The organism is Amycolatopsis stemonae (assembly GCF_054781455.1).
In genome coordinates this window covers 304,403-323,767 of record NZ_BAAGUJ010000008.1, presented here as the reverse complement: position 1 = coordinate 323,767, position 19,365 = coordinate 304,403, and the positions used below count along the sequence as shown (strand labels likewise).

Genomic DNA, 19,365 nt, shown 5'->3' with positions numbered 1-19,365 from the left:
TTGTATCACGCACCGCTGAGCGACAAGCCGCGGGAAACCCTGACGGAGGTCGCCCGGAGGGCCTACCCTAGACAGGAAACAGGCGGGCCTTTCCCCAGAGGGCCCCCGGGTCAGTCGGGAGGCCGAGGGGATGGACCCCCGCGATCGGGCGGACGCCCTGCTCGCACGAGCCCAAGCGCGCGGTGTGTTCGTGGTGACACCCGACAGAGCCACGTCGCCGATGGACTCGTCGAACACGCAGCAGATCCCGCGCGCGCAGATCGACGGCCTCGACCGCAGCCGCGACCCCGACACGACCACGCAGCTGCCGGCGTCGCTGATCGAGGAGAACGACCACCCGCTCGCGGGCTCGGCGCCGACGCGGCGGATGGAGACCCAGGGTGGCCGCCGCGCGCAGCCGACGACCCCGCTGAGCACGCCGACGCCCACGACCCCGATGCACACGCCGCTGGCCCGCCGGCCCCAGGCCGAGCCGATCACGAGCCCGCTGAAGGAGCCGGACCCGGAGGACACCGGCCTGGTGCCGACGGTGACGCAGACCAACGGCAAGTCCGACCTTTCGCGCCGGCTCGACGGGATCTAGCGCGTCTCGAGCTTCAGCCGCACGGCGAGGCCGAGCTTCGCGGCGGCCAGGACCGGCTTCCAGACGAGGCCGGGGTGGCGGTCGGCGAGGTAGCGGTACGCGCTGGCGTGGTGGGCCTTGAGCATCTTCTTCGACGCCTGCGACGTCGAGTGCCCGCCTTCGTGGACGACGCTCGAGGACGGGGCGTAGACGTTCAGCCAGCCGGCCTTCGCGAGCCGGTCGCCGAGGTCGACGTCCTCGAAGTACATGAAGTAGCTCGTGTCGAAGCCGCCGACGGAGTCGAACGCCTCCCGCCGGAACAGCTGGCACGACCCGGACAGCCAGCCCGAGGTGCGCTCGACCGGCGTGCCGGTCTCCTGCCGGTACTGCTTCGTCCAGGGGTTGCCGGGCCAGACCTTCCCGAAGAGGGCGTGCCCGATGCCCCGGCCGAAGGAGGGCAGCAGCCGCGCCGAGGGGTAGACGACCCCCTCGAGATCGTGGATCAGCGGCCCGAAGGCACCCCCGCGCGGCCACCGCCGCGCGACCTCGAGCAGGGCGTCGAGCGACCCGGGCTCCCACTCGAGGTCCGGGTTGACGACGACGACCCAGCCGTACCGGTCGTCCAGCTCGGCGACGCCCCGGTTGGCGGCGGTCCCGTAGCCGAGGTTCTCCCCCATGGCGAGCAGCTGGACGTTCTTGCGGTGGGCGGTGGCCTTCTCGAGGGCACCCTCGACGGACGCGTTGTCCGCGACGACCACCTTGAGCTCGCGCTCGGTGGCCTTCTCGAGGGTGTCGAGGAACCGCTCGATGGTGTCCTCGGAGAAGTAGGTCACGGTCACGACGCCGACTTCGTCGCCATAGCGGGAGTGCTCAGTCACCCGGCCATTGTCCACTCATCACCCAGCGCAACCCCGCCGCCCCGCAGCGCGTGACGGAAAGGGCCAATGCCGCCGTGTCGACCCTTCAATCACGTGTGTCGACTCTCTGAGGACGGGTCAGCGGGTGCGGAGGTGGCGGGACCAAGCCTTGGCGTACGCCTCGCGGTGCCGTTCCGCGGTCGTCGCCCAGGAGAACTCCTTCGCGCGCTGCTGGGCCGCCGTGGCCAGCTCGGCTCGGCGGCCCGGGTCCGCCAGCAGCTCGGAGATCGCCGCCGCCACGTCGCCCGCGCCCACGCCGCAGTACGCCACCGCGTCGCCGCCCACCTCCGGCAGGGACAGCCGGCGCGTCGTCAGCACGCACGCGCCGCACGCCATGGCCTCCAGCACCGGGAGCCCGAACCCCTCGCCCAGCGACGGGTACGCCACCAGCGAAGCCCCGCCGAGAAAGCCGGCCAGGGTGCCGAAGGGCAGATATCCTGCCCGGATCACCCGCAGCCGGTGCGGCACGGCGTCCAGGGCCCGTTCCACCTGCGTGTCCCAGCCCGGCTGGCCGGCCAGCACCAACGCCGGCGCGTCGCGCTGCCCGGCCACCGCCCGCGCGAAGCCGCGGATCAACGCCGGCACGTTCTTGCGCGGCTCCAGCGCGCCCAAGAACGCCACGTACGGGGTCCGGCCCAGCCCCACCGCCGCTCGGGCGGCGGCGACTTCCGAGGGCGACGGCGGGTGGAAGCGCTCGCTGTCGACGCCGTGGTGAATGACTTCCAGCGAAGCGTGCCGCACCTGGCCGACGCGGGTCAGCTCCGCGGCCGTCGCCGCCGAGGGGACCACGCACAACGTCGCGCGGCGCAGGGCCGTCGCCGTCCACGCGCGGAAGAAGCGGGCCTTCACCGAAGAGTGCAGGACCGCGTCGGTGAAGAACGTCGCGTCGTGCAGCGTGACGACCGATGCCGCCGACGTGGCCAGCGGCATCGTGTAGTGCGGCGAGTGGACGACGTCCGCGCCGAGCCGGCGCACCAGTCTCGGCAGCGTCGCCTGTTCCCAGGTCAGGCGCGCGGTCCGGGTGGTCGTCGACGGCGAGGCGGGCACGATGCGTGAGTGCGGTGCCAGCCGATCGTAAAGCCGCAGGTCCCGGGGCTGGCAGACGACGGTGACGCGCGCCCCGTCGGCGTCCAGGGCGGCGACGAGCGAATCCACGTACCGGCCGACCCCGCCGCGGTCCGCGGGAACCGCGGTCGCGTCGATCAGAACCCGGGGGTCTTCGCTCACCCCTGCAGGGTACGGCGGTGACCCGGTGTCATGGTGGGGAACTGGCAAACACGTCAGCCGTGTGCGCGGGTGTGGATCGCCCAGACGGCTTCCGCCGCCCTACGCCACGTGAACGTGCGGGCTCGTTCCCTCCCCGATCGGGCGAGGTCGTCGGCCACAGACGGTGAACCCAGCACTTCGCGTAACGCCGTGGCCAGCGCTGCCGCGTCGCCGCGCGGCACCATCCGGCCCGCGCCGCCCGCTACCTCGGCCAGCGCCGGGACGTCCGTGTGCACCACCGGGACGCCCGCCGCCATCGCCTCCAGCAGGCCCAGCCCGAAGCCCTCGGCGAGGCTCGGCACGGCCAGCACGCTCGCCCGGCGCAACGCGGTCGCCAGCTCGGCGTCCGGCACCTTCCCCAGCACCCGCAGCCGGTCCGCGGGCAGGCCGCGTTCCCGCGCCAGCGCGGCCGGGTCGACGCCGCCCCAGCCCGGCTGGCCGGCCAGCACCAGCACCACGCCGTCCAGCGCCGCGACCGCGTCGACCAGCACGTCGATGCCCTTGCGCGGCTCGATCGTCCCGACGGCCAGCACGTACCGCGCAGGCAGGTCCAGCTCGGCGGCCCCCTCGGGGACCCGCACGCCGTGCGGCACCACGTGCACCGGGACGCCGACGTCGACCAGCACCGCCAGCTCGTCCGCGACGGCCCGAGTCGGCACGACCAGCCCGGTCGACGACCGCGCCGCCCGCGCGATCATCGACCGGTGCCAGCTGACGCCGCGCGCGGTGAGCGTCTCGGGGTGGGTCCAGGGCACGGTGTCGTGCACGGTGACGCTCACCGTCTTCCCGGCCGGGGCGCGCGGGGGCGCGAACGGCGTCGGCGCGTGCACCGCGTCGCCGCCCGGCCACCAGGGGATCCCCAGCTGCCACGCGCCGACCAGCACCCGCGGCGGGATCCGCAGCACCCGCGGGCCTTCGACGCCCTCGAGCTCGGCCGCGCGCACGTCGGCGTGCCGCGCGACCACGCTGGAGACCGTCCAGCCCGGCGGCGCGGTCCGCGCGAGGGCGGGGAGCAGCTCGGCCGTGTAGCGCCCGGTGCCTCCGGGCACGGGCGCGAGGAGCTGCTCGGCGAGCACGACCAGTTCGGGCACGCGGCTATTGTGCGGGACGTGACCGCGAATCCCGCCACCACGGTGGTCGTCGTGACCTGGCGGGGTGCCGGGCACGTCACCGCCTGCCTCGACGCGCTCGCCGCGCAGACGCGTCCACATCGGACGCTCGTGGTGGACAACGCCTCCGACGACGGCACCGCCGCCCTGCTCGCGGCCCATCCTTCGCGTCCGCAAGTACTTCGCCTCCCCCGCAACGCGGGGTACGCGGGCGCGCTCGCCGTCGCCGTCCGGCGCGTCGGAACCCCGCTGATGGCGTGGCTGAACGACGACGCCGAGCCCGAGCCGGACTGGCTCGCGACGCTCGAAGACACCCTGGAAAAGGCGCCGTTGGCCGCCGCGGTGACGTCGCTGCTCGTGCGGCCCGGCGGCGGCACGCAGTCCGCCGGCGTGCGGCTCACCGCCGACGGCCACGGCGCCGACCTCACCACCCCGGCGGACGAGGTGTTCGGCTTCTGCGGTGGCGCGGCCCTGCTGCGCACCGACGCGCTCGAGAGCGTCCACGGCGTCCCGGCCGGGTTCTTCTGCTACTACGAGGACACCGACACGGCGTGGCGGCTGCGGCTGGCCGGGTGGGACGTCGTCGCGGCGCCCGAGGCGCGCGTCCGGCACGCCCACGGCGTCAGCAGCGAGCTGGGCTCGCCGCTGTTCCACCGCTGGAACGAGCGCAACCGGCTGCTCATGCTGCTGCGCTGCGCGCCCCGCGAAGTCGCGGTGAACCAGCTGCTGAGGTTCGCCGTGTTGACAGCGGTACTGCCCCTGCGGCCCGGGCGCCCCCGGGCGGCGAACTTCCGGTTCGGCCTGCGCTGCCGCGTCCTGGCCGAGGTGATCACGCGGCTGCCGGCGACGCTCCTGGCCCGCCGCGCGATCGGCCGTGCGGCCGCGCTGAGCCGAGGCGCGGTCTGGGAGGCTTGGGCTGGCCTTTAAGCTGGCGCTCACCCGACGAAGGAGCTGGCTTTGGCGCAGGGGGAACCGCAACCGCTCGTCTCGGTGATCGTGGTGAACTACCGCGGCGCCGAAGACACGATCGCCTGCCTGCGCGCGCTCGCCGAGCACGACTACCCCGAGCTCGAGCTGATCTGCGTCGACAACTCCGACGAAGCCGCGCGCATCCGCGAAGCCGTGCCCGGGGCCACCGTGGTCGAGGCCGGCCGCAACACCGGCTTCGCGGGCGGTTGCAACCTCGGCGCGAAGCACGCGAACGGCACCGTCCTCGGGTTCCTCAACAACGACGCCCGCCCGGCGCCCGGCTGGGTCTCCACCGCCGTCGCCGAGCTGCGCGCGCAGCCGCGCGTCGCCGCCGTGGCCAGCAAGGTCGTCGACTGGGACGGCACCGGCACCGACTTCGTCGACGGCGGCCTGACCTGGTTCGGCATGGGTTACAAGCGCCACGCGGGCTCGCCGCTGGCCGACGTCCCGGCCGCCGAGCACGAGGTCGCGAAGGACGTCCTGTTCGGCACGGGCTCCGCGATGTTCGTCCGGGCCGGCGTGTTCGCCGAGCTGGGCGGCTTCGACGAGCGATTCTTCATGTTCTACGAGGACGTCGACCTCGGCTGGCGGCTGAACCTGCGCGGCTGGCGCGTCCGGTACGTCCCGGAGTCGCTGACGTACCACCGCCACCACGGCACGATGGGCGCCGTCGACGCGCCGGAAACCGGCCGCGAGACCTTCCTCCTGGAGCGCAACGCGCTCGCGGCGATGTACAAGAACCTCTCCGACGAGACCCTGGCCCGCGCGCTGCCCGCGGCGCTCGCGCTCGCCGTCCGGCGCGCCACCGCGCGCGGCGAGCTGGACGCGACCCAGCTGGACCTCGAGCGGGGCGTCGGGCCGATCGAGTCCGGGGACGTCGCGATCCCGCGAACCACGCTCGCCGGGCTCCTGGCGATCGACCAGTTCGTCGAGCAGCTGCCCTCGCTGGGCGCGTCCCGGGCGGTCGAGCAGGCCGCCCGCGTCCGCACCGACGCCGACCTGCTTCCCTTGCTGCGCAAGGCTTTGGAGCCCGCCTACCCGTTGCCGCGCTACCTCGCCGCGCACGAGATCCTCGTCGAGGCGTTCGGCATCGAGCAGGCGTTCGGGCAGCGGCGCAAGATCCTCGTGATCACCGGCGACGCGCTCACCGAGCGGATGGCCGGCCCGGCGATCCGCGCCTGGAACATCGCGCTGGCGCTCGCCGCCGAGCACGACGTCCACCTGATCACCACCAACCCGCTCGCGACGCCGCCGCCCGCGCCGTTCCGCGTCAGCGCCGGCAAGCACCGCGAGCTCGAGGCGCCGATCGCCTGGGCCGACGTCGTCGTGCTGCAGGGCCACGTGCTGGAACTCGCGCCGTCGCTGAAGAAGGAGCACAGCGGCAAGATCGTCGTCGCCGACCTCTACGACCCGATGCACCTGGAGCTGCTGGAGCAGGGCAAGGGCATCGCCGACGACCGGCGCGCGGCCGACCTCGCGGGCGTCACCCGCGTGCTGGACGCGCAGATCGAACGCGGCGACTTCTTCCTGTGCGCGTCCGAGCGGCAGCGGCACCTGTGGCTCGGCCACCTCGCCGCGCTGGGCCGGTTGTCCCCGCGGCTCTACGACGCCGACCCGACCACGCAGTCGCTGCTCGCGGTCGTCCCCTTCGGACTGTCGCCGCAGGCGCCGGTGCGCACCGGGCCAGGCCTGCGGTCGTCGCTCGGCATCGGCGGCACCGACCACGTCGTCCTCTGGGCCGGCGGGGTGTACAGCTGGTTCGACCCGCTGACGCTGGTCCGCGCGATCGACGAGCTGCGCCGCCGCCGCGGCGACGTCCGGCTGGTGTTCCTCGGCATGAAGCACCCGAACCCCGAGGTCGCCGAGATGGACATCGGCACGCGGACGATCCGGCTGGCGGATTCGCTGGGGCTCACCGGGAAGCACGTCTACTTCAACGAGCAGTGGGTGCCCTACCACGAGCGCCAGAACTGGCTGCTGGACGCGAACTGCGGCGTCACGACGCACTACGAGCACGTCGAGACGACGTTCGCGTTCCGCACCCGCGTCCTCGACTACCTGTGGGCCGGGCTGCCGATCGTCACCACCGACGGCGACTCGTTCGCCGACCTCGTGCGGGCCGAACGGCTCGGCGTCGTCGTCCCGGCCGAGGATGCGTCCGCGCTGGCCGAAGCGCTCGAGAAGTGCTTGTACGACGAGGAATTCGCGGCGGGCTGCGTCGAGCGGATCGCCGTCGTCGCGCAGCGGTACACCTGGCCGGAGGCGCTGAAGCCGCTGGTGGAGTTCTGCCGCGACCCGCGCCCGGCGGCCGACCGGCTGCCCGGATCGGCGGACCTGACCAAGACGGCGCCGGTGCGCGGCCGCGAGATGCTGCGCCGCGACGCCGACCTGGTCCGGGAGTACCTTGCGGCCGGCGGGGCGACGGAGCTGGCGCGGCGCGTCGGCGGGCGGGTCCTGAAGGTCGCGAAGCAACGGCTGCGCCGTGGCTAGGTCCCTGAGCGTCCTCCTCGACGGCACTCCGCTGCTCGGCGCCCGCACCGGGATCGGCCGGTACACCGCCGCGCTGAGCGAAGAGCTGGTGTCGATCCCCGAGGTGGACACGCGCGCGGTGGCGTTCACGCTGCGCGGCTGGCGGCGGCTGCGGCACGTGCTGCCGTACGGCGCGCGGGCCCGCGGGATGCCGGTTTCGGCGCGGTTGCTGCGGGCGGCCTGGCTGCGCTCGGACTTCCCGCCGGTGGAGCTGTTCGCGGGTCCGACGGACGTCGTGCACGGCACGAACTTCGTGCTGCCGGGCCGGGTGCGCGCCGCGGGCGTGGTGACGATCCACGACCTGGCCTTTTTGGACAATCCCGCGGAGCTGGCGCCGAGCGACCGCGGCCTGCCGGCACTGGTCCGCCGCGGCGCCCACCGCGCCAACGTGATCTGCACGCCGACGGCGGCGGTGGCCGACTCGGTGGCGGAGCGCCTGGACGTGTCGCGCGACAAGATCGTGGTCACGCCGCTGGGCGTCAACCCGGCCTGGTTCACGGCACGTCCCCCGGACGACGAGCGCCGGGCGCGTCTTGGCCTGCCTTCGCGGTACCTGTTGTTCGCGGGCGCGGCCGGCCCGCGCAAGGGCCTGGACTGGCTGACCCGCGCCCACGAGGCGGCGCCGGACCTGCCGGACCTGGTGTTCGCCGGCCCGGGCCCGTTCCCGCGCTCGTCCCGCACGTCCCAGACCGGCTATCTGTCCGATGTGGACCTGCGCACGGTGGTGGCGGGCGCGTCGGCCCTGGTGCTGCCCTCCCGCGACGAGGGTTTCGGGCTGCCGGTGCTGGAGGCGATGGCCTCGGACGTCCCGGTGGTCTGCACGGACATCCCGGCCCTGCGCGAAGTGGCGGGCGACTGCGCGAGCCTGGTCCCGTACGGCGACGTGGACGGCCTGGCGGAGGCGCTGCGAACGGCGGTGACGGACCCCCACGCGGTGGCGACGTCTTCGGCCCGCCGTGCACACGCGGCCAACTTCACGTGGCGCACGTGCGCCGAACTGACGGTCGGCGCCTACCGGCTGGCCTCAGGCCGTCACTGAGCCTGCCGCGAAGTAAGCGTCCAAAGCCTCTTCCCACGGCCGCAGCGGGGTCAGCCAGGCTTCCTGCCACGACGCCGGCGACAGCACCGAGTACGCCGGCCGAGTCGCCGCCTGCGGGTACTCCGCCGACGTGCACGGGTGCACCCGTGCGGGATCCGCCCCCAGGCGCGAGAAGATCGCCTTGGCGAAACCGCACCAGCTCACCGAGCCCGCGTTCGTGCAGTGCAGGGTGCGCCGCTCCGGGCCGTCGCCGCCCGCCGCGCGGGATGCCAGCTCCAGCAGGCCCGCCGCCAGGTCGGCCGTCCACGTGGGACCGCCCACCTGGTCGTCCACAACGGACAGTTCCGGGCGCGCGGACTCCAGCCGGGCCATGGTCTTCACGAAGTTCGAACCCGAATGCCCGTACAGCCACCCCGTCCGTACGACCCACGACGACGCGCCCGACCCGAGCACCGCGTCCTCGCCCGCCGCCTTCGTGCGGCCGTACGCCGAGCGCGGTCCCAGCTCGTCGGCCGGCTCGTACGGCGTCGAGGCGTCGCCGGAAAAGACGTAGTCCGTCGACACGTGGATCAGCGGCACGCGGCGGGACGCGCACGCCGCGGCCAGCACCCGGGGCCCGTCCGCGTTCACCGCGAACGCGCGCTCCTCGTCCGTCTCGGCCTTGTCGACCGCCGTGTACGCCGCCGCGTTGATCACCACCGGGGCCGAGCCCGTCTCGCGGGCGCGGTCCGCCAGCGCGCCGACCGCCGCGAGGACCTGGCCCGTCGCCGTCACGTCGAGCTCCGCGGAACCCGGCGCCACCACGTCCACCGAGGGGGACGCCAGCGCGGCCAGGTCGCGGCCGAGCTGTCCGGAACCGCCGGGCACGAGCACCGTCAGCCGCACGAGCACATCCTCACTTCTTGAGCGCGGCCCGCTCCGCCAGGGGCTCCCACCACGCGCGATTGTCCGTGTACCAGGCCACTGTCGCGGCCAGACCGTCCTCGAAGGACACCCGCGGAGCGTACCCCAGCTCTTCGCTGATCTTCGTGATGTCCACCGAGTACCGGCGGTCGTGGCCCTTGCGGTCCTCGACCGGTTCGACGCTGTCCCAGCCCGCACCGAGCGCGGCGAGCAGCTTCTCCGTCAGCTCGCGGTTGGTCAGCTCGACGCCGCCGCCGATGTTGTAGATCTCGCCCGGCCGCCCGTGGTCGGCGACCAGCTGGATGCCGTGGCAGTGGTCGTCCACGTGCAGCCAGTCACGGACGTTGAGCCCGTCGCCGTACAGCGGCACCGGCCGCCCGTCGAGCAGGTTCGTGACGAACAGCGGGATGACCTTCTCGGGGAACTGGTACGGACCGTAGTTGTTGGAGCACCGGGTGACGCACACCGGCAGCCCGTGCGTCCGGAAGAAGGACCGCGCCACCAGGTCGGAGGACGCCTTCGACGCCGAGTACGGCGAGTTCGGCTCCAGCACGTGGTCTTCGGTCCACGAGCCGGTCTCGATCGAGCCGTACACCTCGTCCGTGGACACGTGGACGAACTTCGAGACGCCCGCGTCCAGGGCCGCCTGCAGCAGGTTCTGCGTGCCGAGCACGTTCGTCAGCACGAAGTCGGCGGCACCGAGGATCGAGCGGTCCACATGGGACTCGGCGGCGAAGTGCACGACCAGGTCGACACCGCGCATGACGTCGGCGACCTTCCGCCCGTCGCAGATGTCGCCGCGGACGAACCGCAACCGCGGGTCGGCGGCGACCGGGGCCAGGTTGGCCTCGTTGCCGGCGTAGGTGAGTTTGTCCAGCACCACCACCTCGGCGTCGCGCAGCGCCGGGTAGGCGCCGCCGAGCACCTGCCGGACGTAGTGCGACCCGATGAAGCCGGCACCACCGGTGACCAGGACCCGCATCTTCCCGCCTTTCCTTCGGCCCCGACCGGGGCAATCGGCCCCCAGCCTACGGAGGCCCCACAACACCCTCAGTAGAGTCTCGCCGAGAGGCACGTTCGTGCCCTGGGGGAAGCACGGGGTTCACAGGGGAGGAAGCGCGTGACCGAATGGCCGGCGCCGCCCGTCCCGGCACGGCGCAGTCACGGCGTCGGCGTCTTCGCACGCCGCGGCGGCAAGGTCGTCGTGTCCCTGCTCTCGGTCGCGATCCTGGCCCTGACCTGGTACGGCTGGAACTACATCGGCGACCCGAACAGCGGCCTGACCACCACGAACGTCTTCGCCGACACCGAGGCGCACGCGAAGCCGCTCGACGGCGCGATCGACATCCTCCTGGTCGGCCAGGACAGCCGCACCGACGCGCAGGGCAACCCGCTGCCCCGCGAGGTGCTGGACATGCTGCACGCCGGCGTCTCCGACGGCGAGCTGAACACCGACACGATGATCCTCGTGCACATCCCCCAGAACGGGCAGCACGCGATCGCGATCTCGTTCCCCCGCGACTCCTGGGTGGAGCTCGCCGGCGGCTACGGCAAGCACAAGCTCAACAGCGCGTTCGTCTACGCGTACACGGACACTTACAAAACGTTACAGCGCCAGGGAATGACCGATCTCAAGGAAGCCGACGCGCAGGCGAAGGTCGCCGGGCGGAAGAACCTGATCGCCACGATCGAGAAGTTCATCGGCAAGCCCGGCATGATCGACCGCTACGCCGAGGTCAACCTGGCGAGCTTCTACGAGATCACCAAGTCGATCGGCGGCGTCGAGGTCTGCCTGAACGGCCCGGTCAAGGAAGCGAAGTCCGGCGTGGACCTGCCGGGCGGGCGCCAGACGATCGAGGGCGTGCAGGCGCTCGCGTTCGTCCGCCAGCGCTACGGCCTGCCGAACTACGACCTCGACCGGATCGCGCGCCAGCAGGCGTTCCTCTCCGGGCTGGCCCGCAAGGTCATCTCCACCGACGTGCTCACCAGCCCGGGCAAGATCGCCGACCTGGTGGCCGCGGTGAAGAAGTCCGTCGTGGTGTCGCAGGGCTGGGACCTGACGGAGTTCGCCGAGCAGATGCGCGGCCTGACCGGCGGCAACATCGAGTTCCACACCATCCCGACGCTGGGCAACGCGGTGATCGGCGGCGCCGACGTGCTGCGCGTCGACCCGGCCGCGGTCCAGGCCGAGGTGACCCGCCTGACCGCCGACGGCGGCACCTCCACCGCGCCGACGCCCGCGCAGCTGCCGGGCGCGAACGCCGTCACGGTCGAGCTGTTCGACGGCTCCGGCTCGCCGTCCCTGGCCGGCCAGACGCACGCGACGCTCCAGGGCAAGGGCTTCAAGCTCGCCGCCGACCAGAAGCTGAGCACCCGCACCACCACGGTCGTCCGCTACAACCCGGCCGACGAGACCGCGCTGGAACTGGTCAAGCAGGCCCTCGGCACGACGGTCCAGGCCGAGCCGGACCGCGACGTCACGGCCGGCCACGTGCGCGTGCTGCTGGGCAAGGACTTCCGCAGCTCGGCCGCCGGTTCCGGGGGCGCGCCGTCGACGTCGGCCGCGAAGCCGCCGGCCACGCCGACGCCGACGCCGACGGCGACCGCGACCGCCACCCCCGCCGCGCCGCCGATCACCGCGGGCGACGTTCCCTGCGTCAACTAGACTGCGTACGCAGGGTGGTCGGGGGGAGCGAGCCAGGGTGGCAGACGAGCAGGTAGAACCGGAGCCGGACGCGCAGCCGGTGACGCAGCGCGACGACGGTCCCGAGTGGAAGCCGTCGCCGTTCCCGCGGGACGCCGCTCCGGAGGTCGCAGTGGCGCCGCCGTCGCGGGCGGGGCGAGCCGGGAAGGTGACCCGCCGGGTGGCGGTCGGTCTCGTTTCGCTGCTCGCGCTCGGCGTCAGCGGCTACGCGTACGTCACGAAGGACCAGCTGCAGAGCACTGTCCCGACGACAGACGCGCTCACGCCGCGCGCCGGCGAGCCCGCGCCGCCGCCGGCCGACGACGGCGCGGACGACATCCTGCTCGTCGGCAGCGACGCGCGGACGGACGCCCAGGGCAACCCGCTCCCGCTGCGCGTTCTCAAGGAACTGCGCACCGAGGCCAACAACGGCGCGGTGAACACCGACACCGTGATCCTGCTGCGGGTGCCGAAGAACGGCGGGAAGCCGTCGGCGGTCTCGGTCCCGCGCGACACGTGGACGAACATCCCGGGCCGCGGCGAGGCGAAGATCAACTCGGCGTACGGCATCGCGAAGGCGCACTTCGCCCAGGAGCTGCGCGCGCAGGGCGAGCACGACCAGGCGAAGATCGAACGCGACTCGGACACCGAGGGCCGCCGCGTGCTGGTGCAGGCCGTGCAGGACCTGACGCAGGTGCGCGTCGACCACTACGCCGAGATCAACCTGCTGGGCTTCTACCTGCTCACCGAGGCCCTCGGCGGCGTCCGGGTCTGCCTGAACCACGCGACCGAGGACAAGGACTCGGGCGCGGACTTCCGCCGCGGCGAGCAGACGGTCTCCGGCGGCGAAGCGCTTTCCTTCGTCCGCCAGCGCAAGAACCTGCCGCGCGGCGACCTCGACCGGATCGTGCGGCAGCAGGCGTTCCTGTCCTCGGCGCTGCACCAGGTGCTCTCGGCGGGCACGCTGACCAGCCCGGGCACGCTGAACAACCTGATGGACGCGGTGCACCGCTCGCTGGTCCTCGACCCGGGGCTCGACCTGCTGCAGTTCGCGCAGCAGGCGAAGGGCATCGCGTCGGGCAACCTGACGTTCGCGACGATCCCGGTCCTCACGGCCAACGGCCGCAGCCCCGACGGCCAGAGCATCGTGCAGGTCGACCCGCAGGCGGTCCGCGAGTTCGTGGCGGGCCTCGCCGGACGCCCGGCCCCCGCGGCGGCCAAGGCACCCGGCTCGACCCCCACGGGCGGCGGCTCGGGCAGCGGGGCGGCCCCCGCCGCCGCACTGCTGCCCCCGGCCCCCGCCGCCGCACTCCTGCGCCCAGCTCCCGAGGGCGCGCCGCAGTCCCCAGCCCCCGCCGCGGCAGCGCTGCCCCCGGACCTCGCCGCCGCGCGCCTGCCCCCAGCCCCCGCCGCGGCACCGCTGACCCAAGCCTCCGACGGCGTCCCCTGCGTCAACTAGCTCTGCCAACCCGCCCTCAGGCGAAGTCGGCGCGGTGGTCCTCCGCCCACTGCCGGAACGTGCGCGGCGCGTTGCCGGTCACCTCGCGGACCACGTCCGTCACCTCCGAGGGCTCGTCCAGCGTCCGCGCCCAGGCACGCAGGATCTCCGGCGGGACCTCGGGCGGCCAACCCAGCGCGACCATCCGCTCGGCGGCCTGCTCCGGCGTCAGCTCCTCGACCGGCAGCGGCCTGCCGAGGACGTCGGCGAGCACCGCCGCCTGCTCCCGGAACGTGATCGGCGCCGGACCGCTGAGCCGCAGGGCCGCTCCCTGGTACGAGCCGTCGATGAGGATCCTCGCGGCGACGTCGCCGATGTCCTGCTCGTGGATGGCGCCGACCCGCGAGTCCGGGTAGGCCGTGCGCACGACGCCGTCGGCGATGTCCGCGCGCCAGCCCAGGACGTTCGTGGCGAACGCGCCGGGGTTGAGCCGCGTCTCCCCGAACGGCGCCGCGACCAGGGCCTGTTCCACCGCGTGGTGCAGCGCCGCGACGCGGCTCTGCGCGGACCCAGGCTCGAGGATCGCGCCCGAGGACAGTTGCACGACGTGCCGCACGCCGGCCGCCTCCGCCGCCTTCACGAAGGCCTCGATCCCCGACGGCCGCGTGTACAGGAACACCGCCGAGACGCCGTCGAGCGCGGCGTCCAGTGTGGACGGATCCTCCAGGTCCGCGCTCACCTTGGCGGTCGGCACGTCGAGCGTGGTGGCGTCGCGGGAGGACGCGCGAACGTCCTGACCTGCGGCGACGAGCGCGTCGAGCACCGCGCGCCCGACGTGCCCGCGGGCACCGGTGACGAGAATGGTCATGAGGGCTCCCCAGCTTCCCAAATAGCTTTGCTTGCAAAACAAAGCTACTCAGCCCGGCGAAGCCGTGTCAACCGGCGAACCGCGTGGTCCGCGCTTTAGGCTTTTCCGCATGAGCCTGACCGACGAGCTGCTGCGCCCGCTGCTGGCCTCGCCCGCCAAACCGTTGATCACCCACTACGACGACCAGCTGGGCAGCCGCGTCGAGCTGTCCGTGGTGACGACCGCCAACTGGGCGGCCAAGACGGCCAACTGGCTGACCGAGGAGTTCGACGTCGAGCCGGGCGACGACGTGGCCGTGCAGCTCCCGGCGCACTGGCAGACCGTCGGCGTGCTGCTCGGGGCGTGGTGGTGCGGGGCGCGCGTGGTGACCGAAGGTGCCGGCGCGCGGGTGGCGTTCGTCGGGCCGGACGACCCGGAGCCGACCGGCGCCGCGGCGACCGCCGTCGTCACGCTCGACCCGATGGGCCGCGGCCTGGCCGAGCCCCCGGGCGGCGGTGCGTTCGACTACCTGACGGAGTCCCGCGCGGCGGGCGACCAGTACAGCCCGCTCTTCCCGATCCCCGGCGACACGGCCGCGCTGTTCGAGTCCACAGTGGACGAGGTGCTGGCCGAAGCCCGCAACCGCGCGGCGAAGCTCGGCCTGACCGCCGACGACCGCGTGCTGTCCACAAGGGACTGGACCGGCCCCGAGGGCATCCTCGACGGCCTGCTCGTCCCCCTGGCCGCGGGCGCCCACCTGGTCCACGTGAGCAACGCGGACCAGGCCAAGCTGGGTGCCCGCCGCGATGCCGAGCGCACCACGGCGGACCTCCCGGCCTAGGCGTTCTGCAGCTCGCCGGCTTCGGCGGCGGCGCGCGCCCGCTTGCGGCCCCACAGCAGGTGGTCCAGCGAGAGCCGGCCGCCGTTGAAGCCGAGCGCCAGCCCGGCCAGCGCGAGCACCAGGACGAGCTCGTAGCCGCCCTGGCCGGTCAGGCCGTTGTCGATGTGCACCGAGAGCAGCGCGCCCACGGAGATCACGACGTAGCCGATGCCGACCAGCGGCATCAGGAACCCGGCGATGAACGCGACCGAGCCGAGGATTTCGACGGTCATCGCGAAGACCGCGGCGGCCGTGGGCAGCGGGATGCCCGTCATCTCGAAGAACTTCGCCGTGCCGTCGATGCCGTTGTTCCACTTCTGCAGCCCGTGCGCGAGGAAGACGACCGCGACGCCGATCCTCCCCAGCAGCAGTGCCACGTCCTTGAATCGTCCGAACATCCGGTTTCAGCTCCCCGGTGGGTGAATTTTCAACTGACTCGCCCAACGTAGAGGCCCGGCGCGCCCACCCGAAGCTCCGGAGGGTGATCGACAGGGAACCGACAGGGACCGATATTCGGTTGGGCGCAGCCCGGGCGCGGGGCTATCTTCGCCCTGACCTGCGTCCACGACCGTGAGGAGACCCCGATGCGCCGACAGACCGTCCGACCCGGCCTGTCACCCGCATCACAAAGGACTCCTCGCCCTCGTGAAAACCCTGAACATCGGCATTCTCGCGCACGTCGACGCCGGTAAGACCAGCCTGACCGAGCGCCTGCTCTTCGAAGCGGGCGCCATCGACCACCTCGGCAGCGTCGACCGCGGCGACACCCAGACCGACTCCCTCGAGCTCGAACGCCGCCGCGGCATCACCATCCGCTCCGCGGTGGTCTCGTTCGTGACCGGCGGCACCCGGATCACGCTGATCGACACGCCCGGCCACTCCGATTTCATCGCCGAGGTCGAGCGCGCACTGCGCGTGCTGGACGGCGCGGTGCTCGTCGTGTCCGCCGTCGAAGGCGTCCAGGCCCAGACCCGCGTGCTGATGCGCACCCTGCTCCGCCTCGGCATCCCGACACTGGTCTTCGTCAACAAGATCGACCGGATGGGCGCGCGCGACCAGCTCGCCGACATCCGCGCGAAGCTCGCGCCGCGGGCGGTCGCCCTGGCCGCCGCCACTTCGCCGGAGTTCCTGGCCGACGGTGACGACGCCTTCCTGGAGTCCTATGTGGACGACCGGGTCGACGCCGCGGCCTGCCGCGCCGAGCTGGCCCGGCAGGTCGCCCGCGCCGCGGTGCACCCGGTGCTGACCGGCTCGGCGATCACCGGCGCCGGCGTGGCGGACCTCGTCACGGCCATGGCCGAGCTGCTCCCGGCCACCGAACGCACCGGCGACGGCCCGCTGGCCGCGACGGTGTTCAAGATCGACCGTGGCCGCGCGGGTGAGAAGATCGCCTACGCCCGCCTGCACTCCGGCTCGCTCGCGTCACGGCAGCGGATCTCCTTCTACCGCGGCGAAACCGAGTTCACCGGCCGCGTCTCGGCGGTCGAGGTGGCCGGGGACGACGTGGCGCTCGCCGGGGACGTCGCCCGGGTGCGCGGCCTGCGCGAAGTCCGGATCGGCGACCGGCTCGGCTCCCCCGGCACCGTCCGCGACGGCGTGTTCGCGCCGCCGAGCCTGGAGACCGTGGTGCGGCCGGTCCGGCCCGAGCAGGCGGCACCGTTGTTCACGGCGCTCACCCGGCTGTCCGAGGAGGACCCGTTGATCGACGTCCGCCGCCACGGCCACGACATCTCGGTCCGCCTCTACGGCGAAGTGCAGAAGGAAGTCCTGCGCTCGATGCTGGCCGAGGGCGCGGGCATCGACGTCACGTTCGAGCAGACGCGCACGCTGTACGTCGAGAAGCCGATCGGGCGCGGCGAGGCCGTCGAACACCTCGATCCCGGGCAACGGCTGTACTTCTTCGCGACGGTCGGGCTGCGGGTGGAACCCGGATCCGGCGTCACGTTCGGTCTCTCGGTCGAGCTGGGCTCGCTGCCGCTGGCGTTCCACAAGGCGATCGAGGAGACCGTCCACGCGACGCTCGGCCAGGGCCTGTACGGCTGGGAGGTGCTCGACTGCGCCGTCACGCTGACGCACACGGCGTTCTTCAGCCCGCTCAGCGCGGCGAGCGACTTCCGCAAGATGACCCCGCTCGTCCTGATGGCGGCGCTGCAGGAGGCCGGCACGCGGGTGCACGAGCCGGTGCACCGCTTCGAGCTGGAGGTCCCGGCGAACGCCGTCAGCGCGGTGCTGCTGAAGCTCGCGGACCTGCGCGGGGTCCCCGATGAGCCGGTCGTCGGGCCGGCGTCGTGCACGCTGCACGGCACCATCCCGGCCGAGCACGTCCACGAGTTCGAGCAGGCGCTGCCCGCGCTCAGCCAGGGCGAAAGCGTCTTCCTCAGCGAGTTCGCGGACTACCGCCCCTGTCCCGGGCCGCCGCCGACGCGGCCCCGGACCGGCGAGAACCCGTTGGACCGCAAGGAATACCTCGCGCAGGTCGCCCGGCGTTAGCGCTTGTGCGCCCAGGCCGCGCCGAAACAGTACGCGCCGAACGCGGCGAGCCCGAGGGCGACGACGACCAGCAGCGCGGTGCCGAAGGGCTGGGCGGCGAGCGTCTTGAGCGCGGCGTCCAGCCCGCCGGCCTTGCCCGGGTCGGCGGTGAACCCGGCGATGGCGACGAGGATCGCGACGATCGCGAGGACGGCTCCCTTGGCGAGGTAACCGACCCGGCCGACGCCACCGATCCAGCGCTTGGTCCGGCCCGGCAGTTCGGTGGTGTCGAGGTCTTCGAGGAACTTCTTCTTGAAGCCCTTGACCCCCGCGGCGATCGCGACACCGAGGATGGCCGCCGCGGCGATGACGACCAGCGCGGGCCCGGCGGGCAGCTGGAGGAGCTTGGCCGTGAACTCCTGCTGGGTCTGGTTGCTCGACCCGCCCCCGCCGCTGCCGGTGGCGATCTTGAACGCGGTGAACCCGAGCACGATGACGACGACGCCACGCGCGCCGGCGCCGATCCGCTTGCGCGTCCGCTTCCCGCCGCTGACCCACTCGTAGCCGGTGGCGGCCATCAGGAACTGCCAGAGGCCGAACAGCACCAGACCGACGGCGAGGACCCAGAGCAGCACCTGGCCGAACGCCGTCGAGCCGATCTCCTGCAGCGCGCCCTTCTGGTCGGCCTGCTTCCCGCCGCCGAAGGCGACCTGGAACGCGAGGTAGGCGAGGACGAGGTGGACCAGGCCGTAGCAGGCCATCCCGGCCCGGCCGAGCACTTGCGCGGTATCGGTCTTCTCGCCTCTGCCGGCGGCGGCTTCTGTCCGGTTCATGCGGTGTGGGGTACCCACGGCGGCCCGCGATCGGTTGGGCCAAGCGGCGCAATCGCGCCCTGTGATGGGACGATCCCGGCGTGGATGCGCGCCTGGTCGGCTACTGGTCGGAAACGGAGGTGCACCCCGGCTCGCCCGAGTACACCGAGCTCGGCTTCCGCGCCGACGGATCGGGCTGGCTGTACTGGTCGAGCTGGAGCACGGAGTTCGCCGTCCTGCGCTTCGGCTGGCACACCCCGGAACCGGGCCTGCTCACCGTGCGCCTGCGGATGGAGCTCGACGGCTCGTGGTCGGCGGACGGCGCGCACCGGGTCGAGCGCTGGGCGGCCGTCGACACGCTCGTCGAACGGGCGTGGACGCTCGAAACCGAGCTGACGCTGGACCGTCCGCTGGACGACGCGCTCGGCGGCACGCGGTTCCGGCCCGTCGCGGGCGGCGGCACCGACCCGACGCTGGCTTAGGCCGGCCGGCGCCGGATCGCGTCGAGCCCGGCCCAGCCGCCGTTGGCCGCGAGCAGCGTCAGGACTTGTTCGGCTTGCTCGGCGAAGCGCGTGAGGTCGTCGTGCAGCAGCGCCGCGCGTTCGCTGTCGAGCTGGTCGAAGTCGTCGAACCAGAGCCCGATGGCCGAGCCGGCGGTGACGACGAGGCCCTGCACCAGCCGCAGGAACCCCGGCGACGGCTCGGCGGCGTCGGCCCGGTAGGCCGTCTCGATCTCGTCGCACGCGGCGAGGAGGTCACGCAGCTGGCGGACGGCGTCGGCGGGCGTCCCGTCCCAGGCGGCCGTCGGCCAGGCGCGGTCGGACAGCTCGAGCCACAGCCGCCAGCCGGCGACCAGCTCGGCTTCGTCGTGGGGCGTCCAGGACGCCGGAACCGGCCAGTACATGCTTCGAGAGTGACACCGCCGGAGCGGAAATCCGCCCC

The 19,365-nt window shown here is 73.1% G+C and carries 18 protein-coding genes; 9 read left to right on the top strand and 9 right to left on the bottom strand.

All coding sequences use genetic code 11. The features are described 5' to 3' along the window. Positions 1-130 precede the first annotated feature (130 nt). Positions 131-583, top strand: coding sequence for a hypothetical protein (locus tag ACYVLJ_RS29125; RefSeq protein WP_451977327.1), 453 nt, complete (start codon positions 131-133; stop codon positions 581-583). On the opposite strand, the gene ACYVLJ_RS29120 is transcribed toward ACYVLJ_RS29125, so the two are convergent. The 3 genes from ACYVLJ_RS29120 to ACYVLJ_RS29110 form a co-directional block, all read right to left on the bottom strand. Then, complete coding sequence (locus ACYVLJ_RS29120) at positions 580-1,440, bottom strand: glycosyltransferase family 2 protein (protein WP_451977330.1); 861 nt, start codon at positions 1,438-1,440, stop codon at positions 580-582. The two genes, ACYVLJ_RS29125 and ACYVLJ_RS29120, sit on opposite strands and share 4 nt — an antisense overlap. 117 nt (positions 1,441-1,557) lie before the next feature. Further along, on the bottom strand, positions 1,558-2,706 hold the full coding sequence (locus ACYVLJ_RS29115; protein WP_451977333.1) for a glycosyltransferase family 4 protein: 1,149 nt from the start codon (positions 2,704-2,706) through the stop codon (positions 1,558-1,560). Between the two features lie 53 nt (positions 2,707-2,759). Beyond that, positions 2,760-3,836 carry a glycosyltransferase family 4 protein gene (locus tag ACYVLJ_RS29110; protein WP_460441065.1) on the bottom strand — a complete coding sequence of 359 codons (1,077 nt, stop codon included), beginning with the start codon at positions 3,834-3,836 and terminating at the stop codon, positions 2,760-2,762. A 9-nt stretch (positions 3,837-3,845) separates the two neighbouring features. Here ACYVLJ_RS29110 and ACYVLJ_RS29105 point away from each other — a divergent pair, with 9 nt between their 5' ends. The 3 genes from ACYVLJ_RS29105 to ACYVLJ_RS29095 are packed head-to-tail and all read left to right on the top strand — an operon-like array spanning position 3,846 to position 8,391. Then, a complete protein-coding gene (locus ACYVLJ_RS29105) occupies positions 3,846-4,781 on the top strand; it encodes a glycosyltransferase family 2 protein (protein ID WP_451977339.1) in 936 nt (311 codons plus the stop codon). A 30-nt stretch (positions 4,782-4,811) separates the two neighbouring features. Continuing rightward, positions 4,812-7,313, top strand: a complete 2,502-nt coding sequence (locus ACYVLJ_RS29100; protein WP_460441064.1) for a glycosyltransferase — start codon at positions 4,812-4,814, stop codon at positions 7,311-7,313. After that, positions 7,306-8,391: a glycosyltransferase family 4 protein gene (locus ACYVLJ_RS29095; RefSeq protein ID WP_460441063.1), complete on the top strand. Its 1,086-nt coding sequence runs from the start codon at positions 7,306-7,308 to the stop codon at positions 8,389-8,391. The genes ACYVLJ_RS29100 and ACYVLJ_RS29095 overlap by 8 nt, the downstream gene beginning before the upstream one ends. Here ACYVLJ_RS29095 and rfbD read toward each other — a convergent pair. Further along, positions 8,377-9,282: an SDR family oxidoreductase gene (gene rfbD / locus ACYVLJ_RS29090; RefSeq protein ID WP_460441062.1), complete on the bottom strand. Its 906-nt coding sequence runs from the start codon at positions 9,280-9,282 to the stop codon at positions 8,377-8,379. The genes ACYVLJ_RS29095 and rfbD overlap by 15 nt on opposite strands. A gap of 4 nt (positions 9,283-9,286) precedes the next feature. Further along, positions 9,287-10,276 (bottom strand): dTDP-glucose 4,6-dehydratase, encoded by a 990-nt coding sequence (gene rfbB / locus ACYVLJ_RS29085; protein ID WP_451977353.1) that lies wholly within the window; start codon positions 10,274-10,276, stop codon positions 9,287-9,289. A 138-nt stretch (positions 10,277-10,414) separates the two neighbouring features. On the opposite strand from rfbB, the gene ACYVLJ_RS29080 reads away from it, so the two are divergent. Together ACYVLJ_RS29080 and ACYVLJ_RS29075 are read left to right on the top strand one after the other, a co-directional pair. Further along, the gene (locus ACYVLJ_RS29080; protein WP_460441061.1) at positions 10,415-11,959 is read left to right on the top strand and encodes an LCP family protein; all 1,545 of its coding nucleotides are present in this window, start codon (positions 10,415-10,417) and stop codon (positions 11,957-11,959) included. Between the two features lie 37 nt (positions 11,960-11,996). Continuing rightward, a complete protein-coding gene (locus tag ACYVLJ_RS29075) occupies positions 11,997-13,436 on the top strand; it encodes an LCP family protein (protein ID WP_460441060.1) in 1,440 nt (479 codons plus the stop codon). Between the two features lie 16 nt (positions 13,437-13,452). Here ACYVLJ_RS29075 and ACYVLJ_RS29070 read toward each other — a convergent pair whose 3' ends face one another. Continuing rightward, positions 13,453-14,283: a Rossmann-fold NAD(P)-binding domain-containing protein gene (locus ACYVLJ_RS29070; protein WP_460441059.1), complete on the bottom strand. Its 831-nt coding sequence runs from the start codon at positions 14,281-14,283 to the stop codon at positions 13,453-13,455. A 109-nt stretch (positions 14,284-14,392) separates the two neighbouring features. Between ACYVLJ_RS29070 and ACYVLJ_RS29065 the strand changes: the two genes are divergently transcribed. Further along, entirely contained in the window at positions 14,393-15,103 is a 711-nt protein-coding gene (locus ACYVLJ_RS29065) for a TIGR03089 family protein (protein WP_451977365.1), read from the top strand. Here the strand turns inward: ACYVLJ_RS29065 and ACYVLJ_RS29060 are convergent. Further along, positions 15,100-15,540, bottom strand: a complete 441-nt coding sequence (locus tag ACYVLJ_RS29060) for a DoxX family protein (protein ID WP_451977368.1) — start codon at positions 15,538-15,540, stop codon at positions 15,100-15,102. The two genes, ACYVLJ_RS29065 and ACYVLJ_RS29060, sit on opposite strands and share 4 nt — an antisense overlap. A 247-nt stretch (positions 15,541-15,787) precedes the next feature. Here ACYVLJ_RS29060 and ACYVLJ_RS29055 point away from each other — a divergent pair, with 247 nt between their 5' ends. Continuing rightward, positions 15,788-17,632 carry a GTP-binding protein gene (locus tag ACYVLJ_RS29055; protein ID WP_460441058.1) on the top strand — a complete coding sequence of 615 codons (1,845 nt, stop codon included), beginning with the start codon at positions 15,788-15,790 and terminating at the stop codon, positions 17,630-17,632. On the opposite strand, the gene ACYVLJ_RS29050 is transcribed toward ACYVLJ_RS29055, so the two are convergent. After that, positions 17,629-18,444, bottom strand: a complete 816-nt coding sequence (locus ACYVLJ_RS29050) for a DUF1206 domain-containing protein (protein ID WP_451977374.1) — start codon at positions 18,442-18,444, stop codon at positions 17,629-17,631. The genes ACYVLJ_RS29055 and ACYVLJ_RS29050 overlap by 4 nt on opposite strands. Positions 18,445-18,524: 80 nt before the next feature. On the opposite strand from ACYVLJ_RS29050, the gene ACYVLJ_RS29045 reads away from it, so the two are divergent. Continuing rightward, a complete protein-coding gene (locus ACYVLJ_RS29045; RefSeq protein ID WP_460441057.1) occupies positions 18,525-18,905 on the top strand; it encodes a hypothetical protein in 381 nt (126 codons plus the stop codon). On the opposite strand, the gene ACYVLJ_RS29040 is transcribed toward ACYVLJ_RS29045, so the two are convergent. Continuing rightward, the gene (locus ACYVLJ_RS29040; protein WP_451977380.1) at positions 18,902-19,327 is read right to left on the bottom strand and encodes a hypothetical protein; all 426 of its coding nucleotides are present in this window, start codon (positions 19,325-19,327) and stop codon (positions 18,902-18,904) included. The genes ACYVLJ_RS29045 and ACYVLJ_RS29040 overlap by 4 nt on opposite strands. Positions 19,328-19,365: the final 38 nt, after the last annotated feature.

Bases quoted from the DNA above. Each gene is read 5' to 3' on its own strand.
- ACYVLJ_RS29125 (WP_451977327.1), top strand. From the start codon at position 131: ATGGACCCCCGCGATCGGGCGGACGCCCTGCTCGCACGAGCCCAAGCG.
- rfbB (WP_451977353.1), bottom strand. From the start codon at position 10,276: ATGCGGGTCCTGGTCACCGGTGGTGCCGGCTTCATCGGGTCGCACTAC.
- ACYVLJ_RS29070 (WP_460441059.1), bottom strand. From the start codon at position 14,283: ATGACCATTCTCGTCACCGGTGCCCGCGGGCACGTCGGGCGCGCGGTG.
- ACYVLJ_RS29065 (WP_451977365.1), top strand. From the start codon at position 14,393: ATGAGCCTGACCGACGAGCTGCTGCGCCCGCTGCTGGCCTCGCCCGCC.
- ACYVLJ_RS29060 (WP_451977368.1), bottom strand. From the start codon at position 15,540: ATGTTCGGACGATTCAAGGACGTGGCACTGCTGCTGGGGAGGATCGGC.
- ACYVLJ_RS29050 (WP_451977374.1), bottom strand. From the start codon at position 18,444: ATGAACCGGACAGAAGCCGCCGCCGGCAGAGGCGAGAAGACCGATACC.
- ACYVLJ_RS29040 (WP_451977380.1), bottom strand. From the start codon at position 19,327: ATGTACTGGCCGGTTCCGGCGTCCTGGACGCCCCACGACGAAGCCGAG.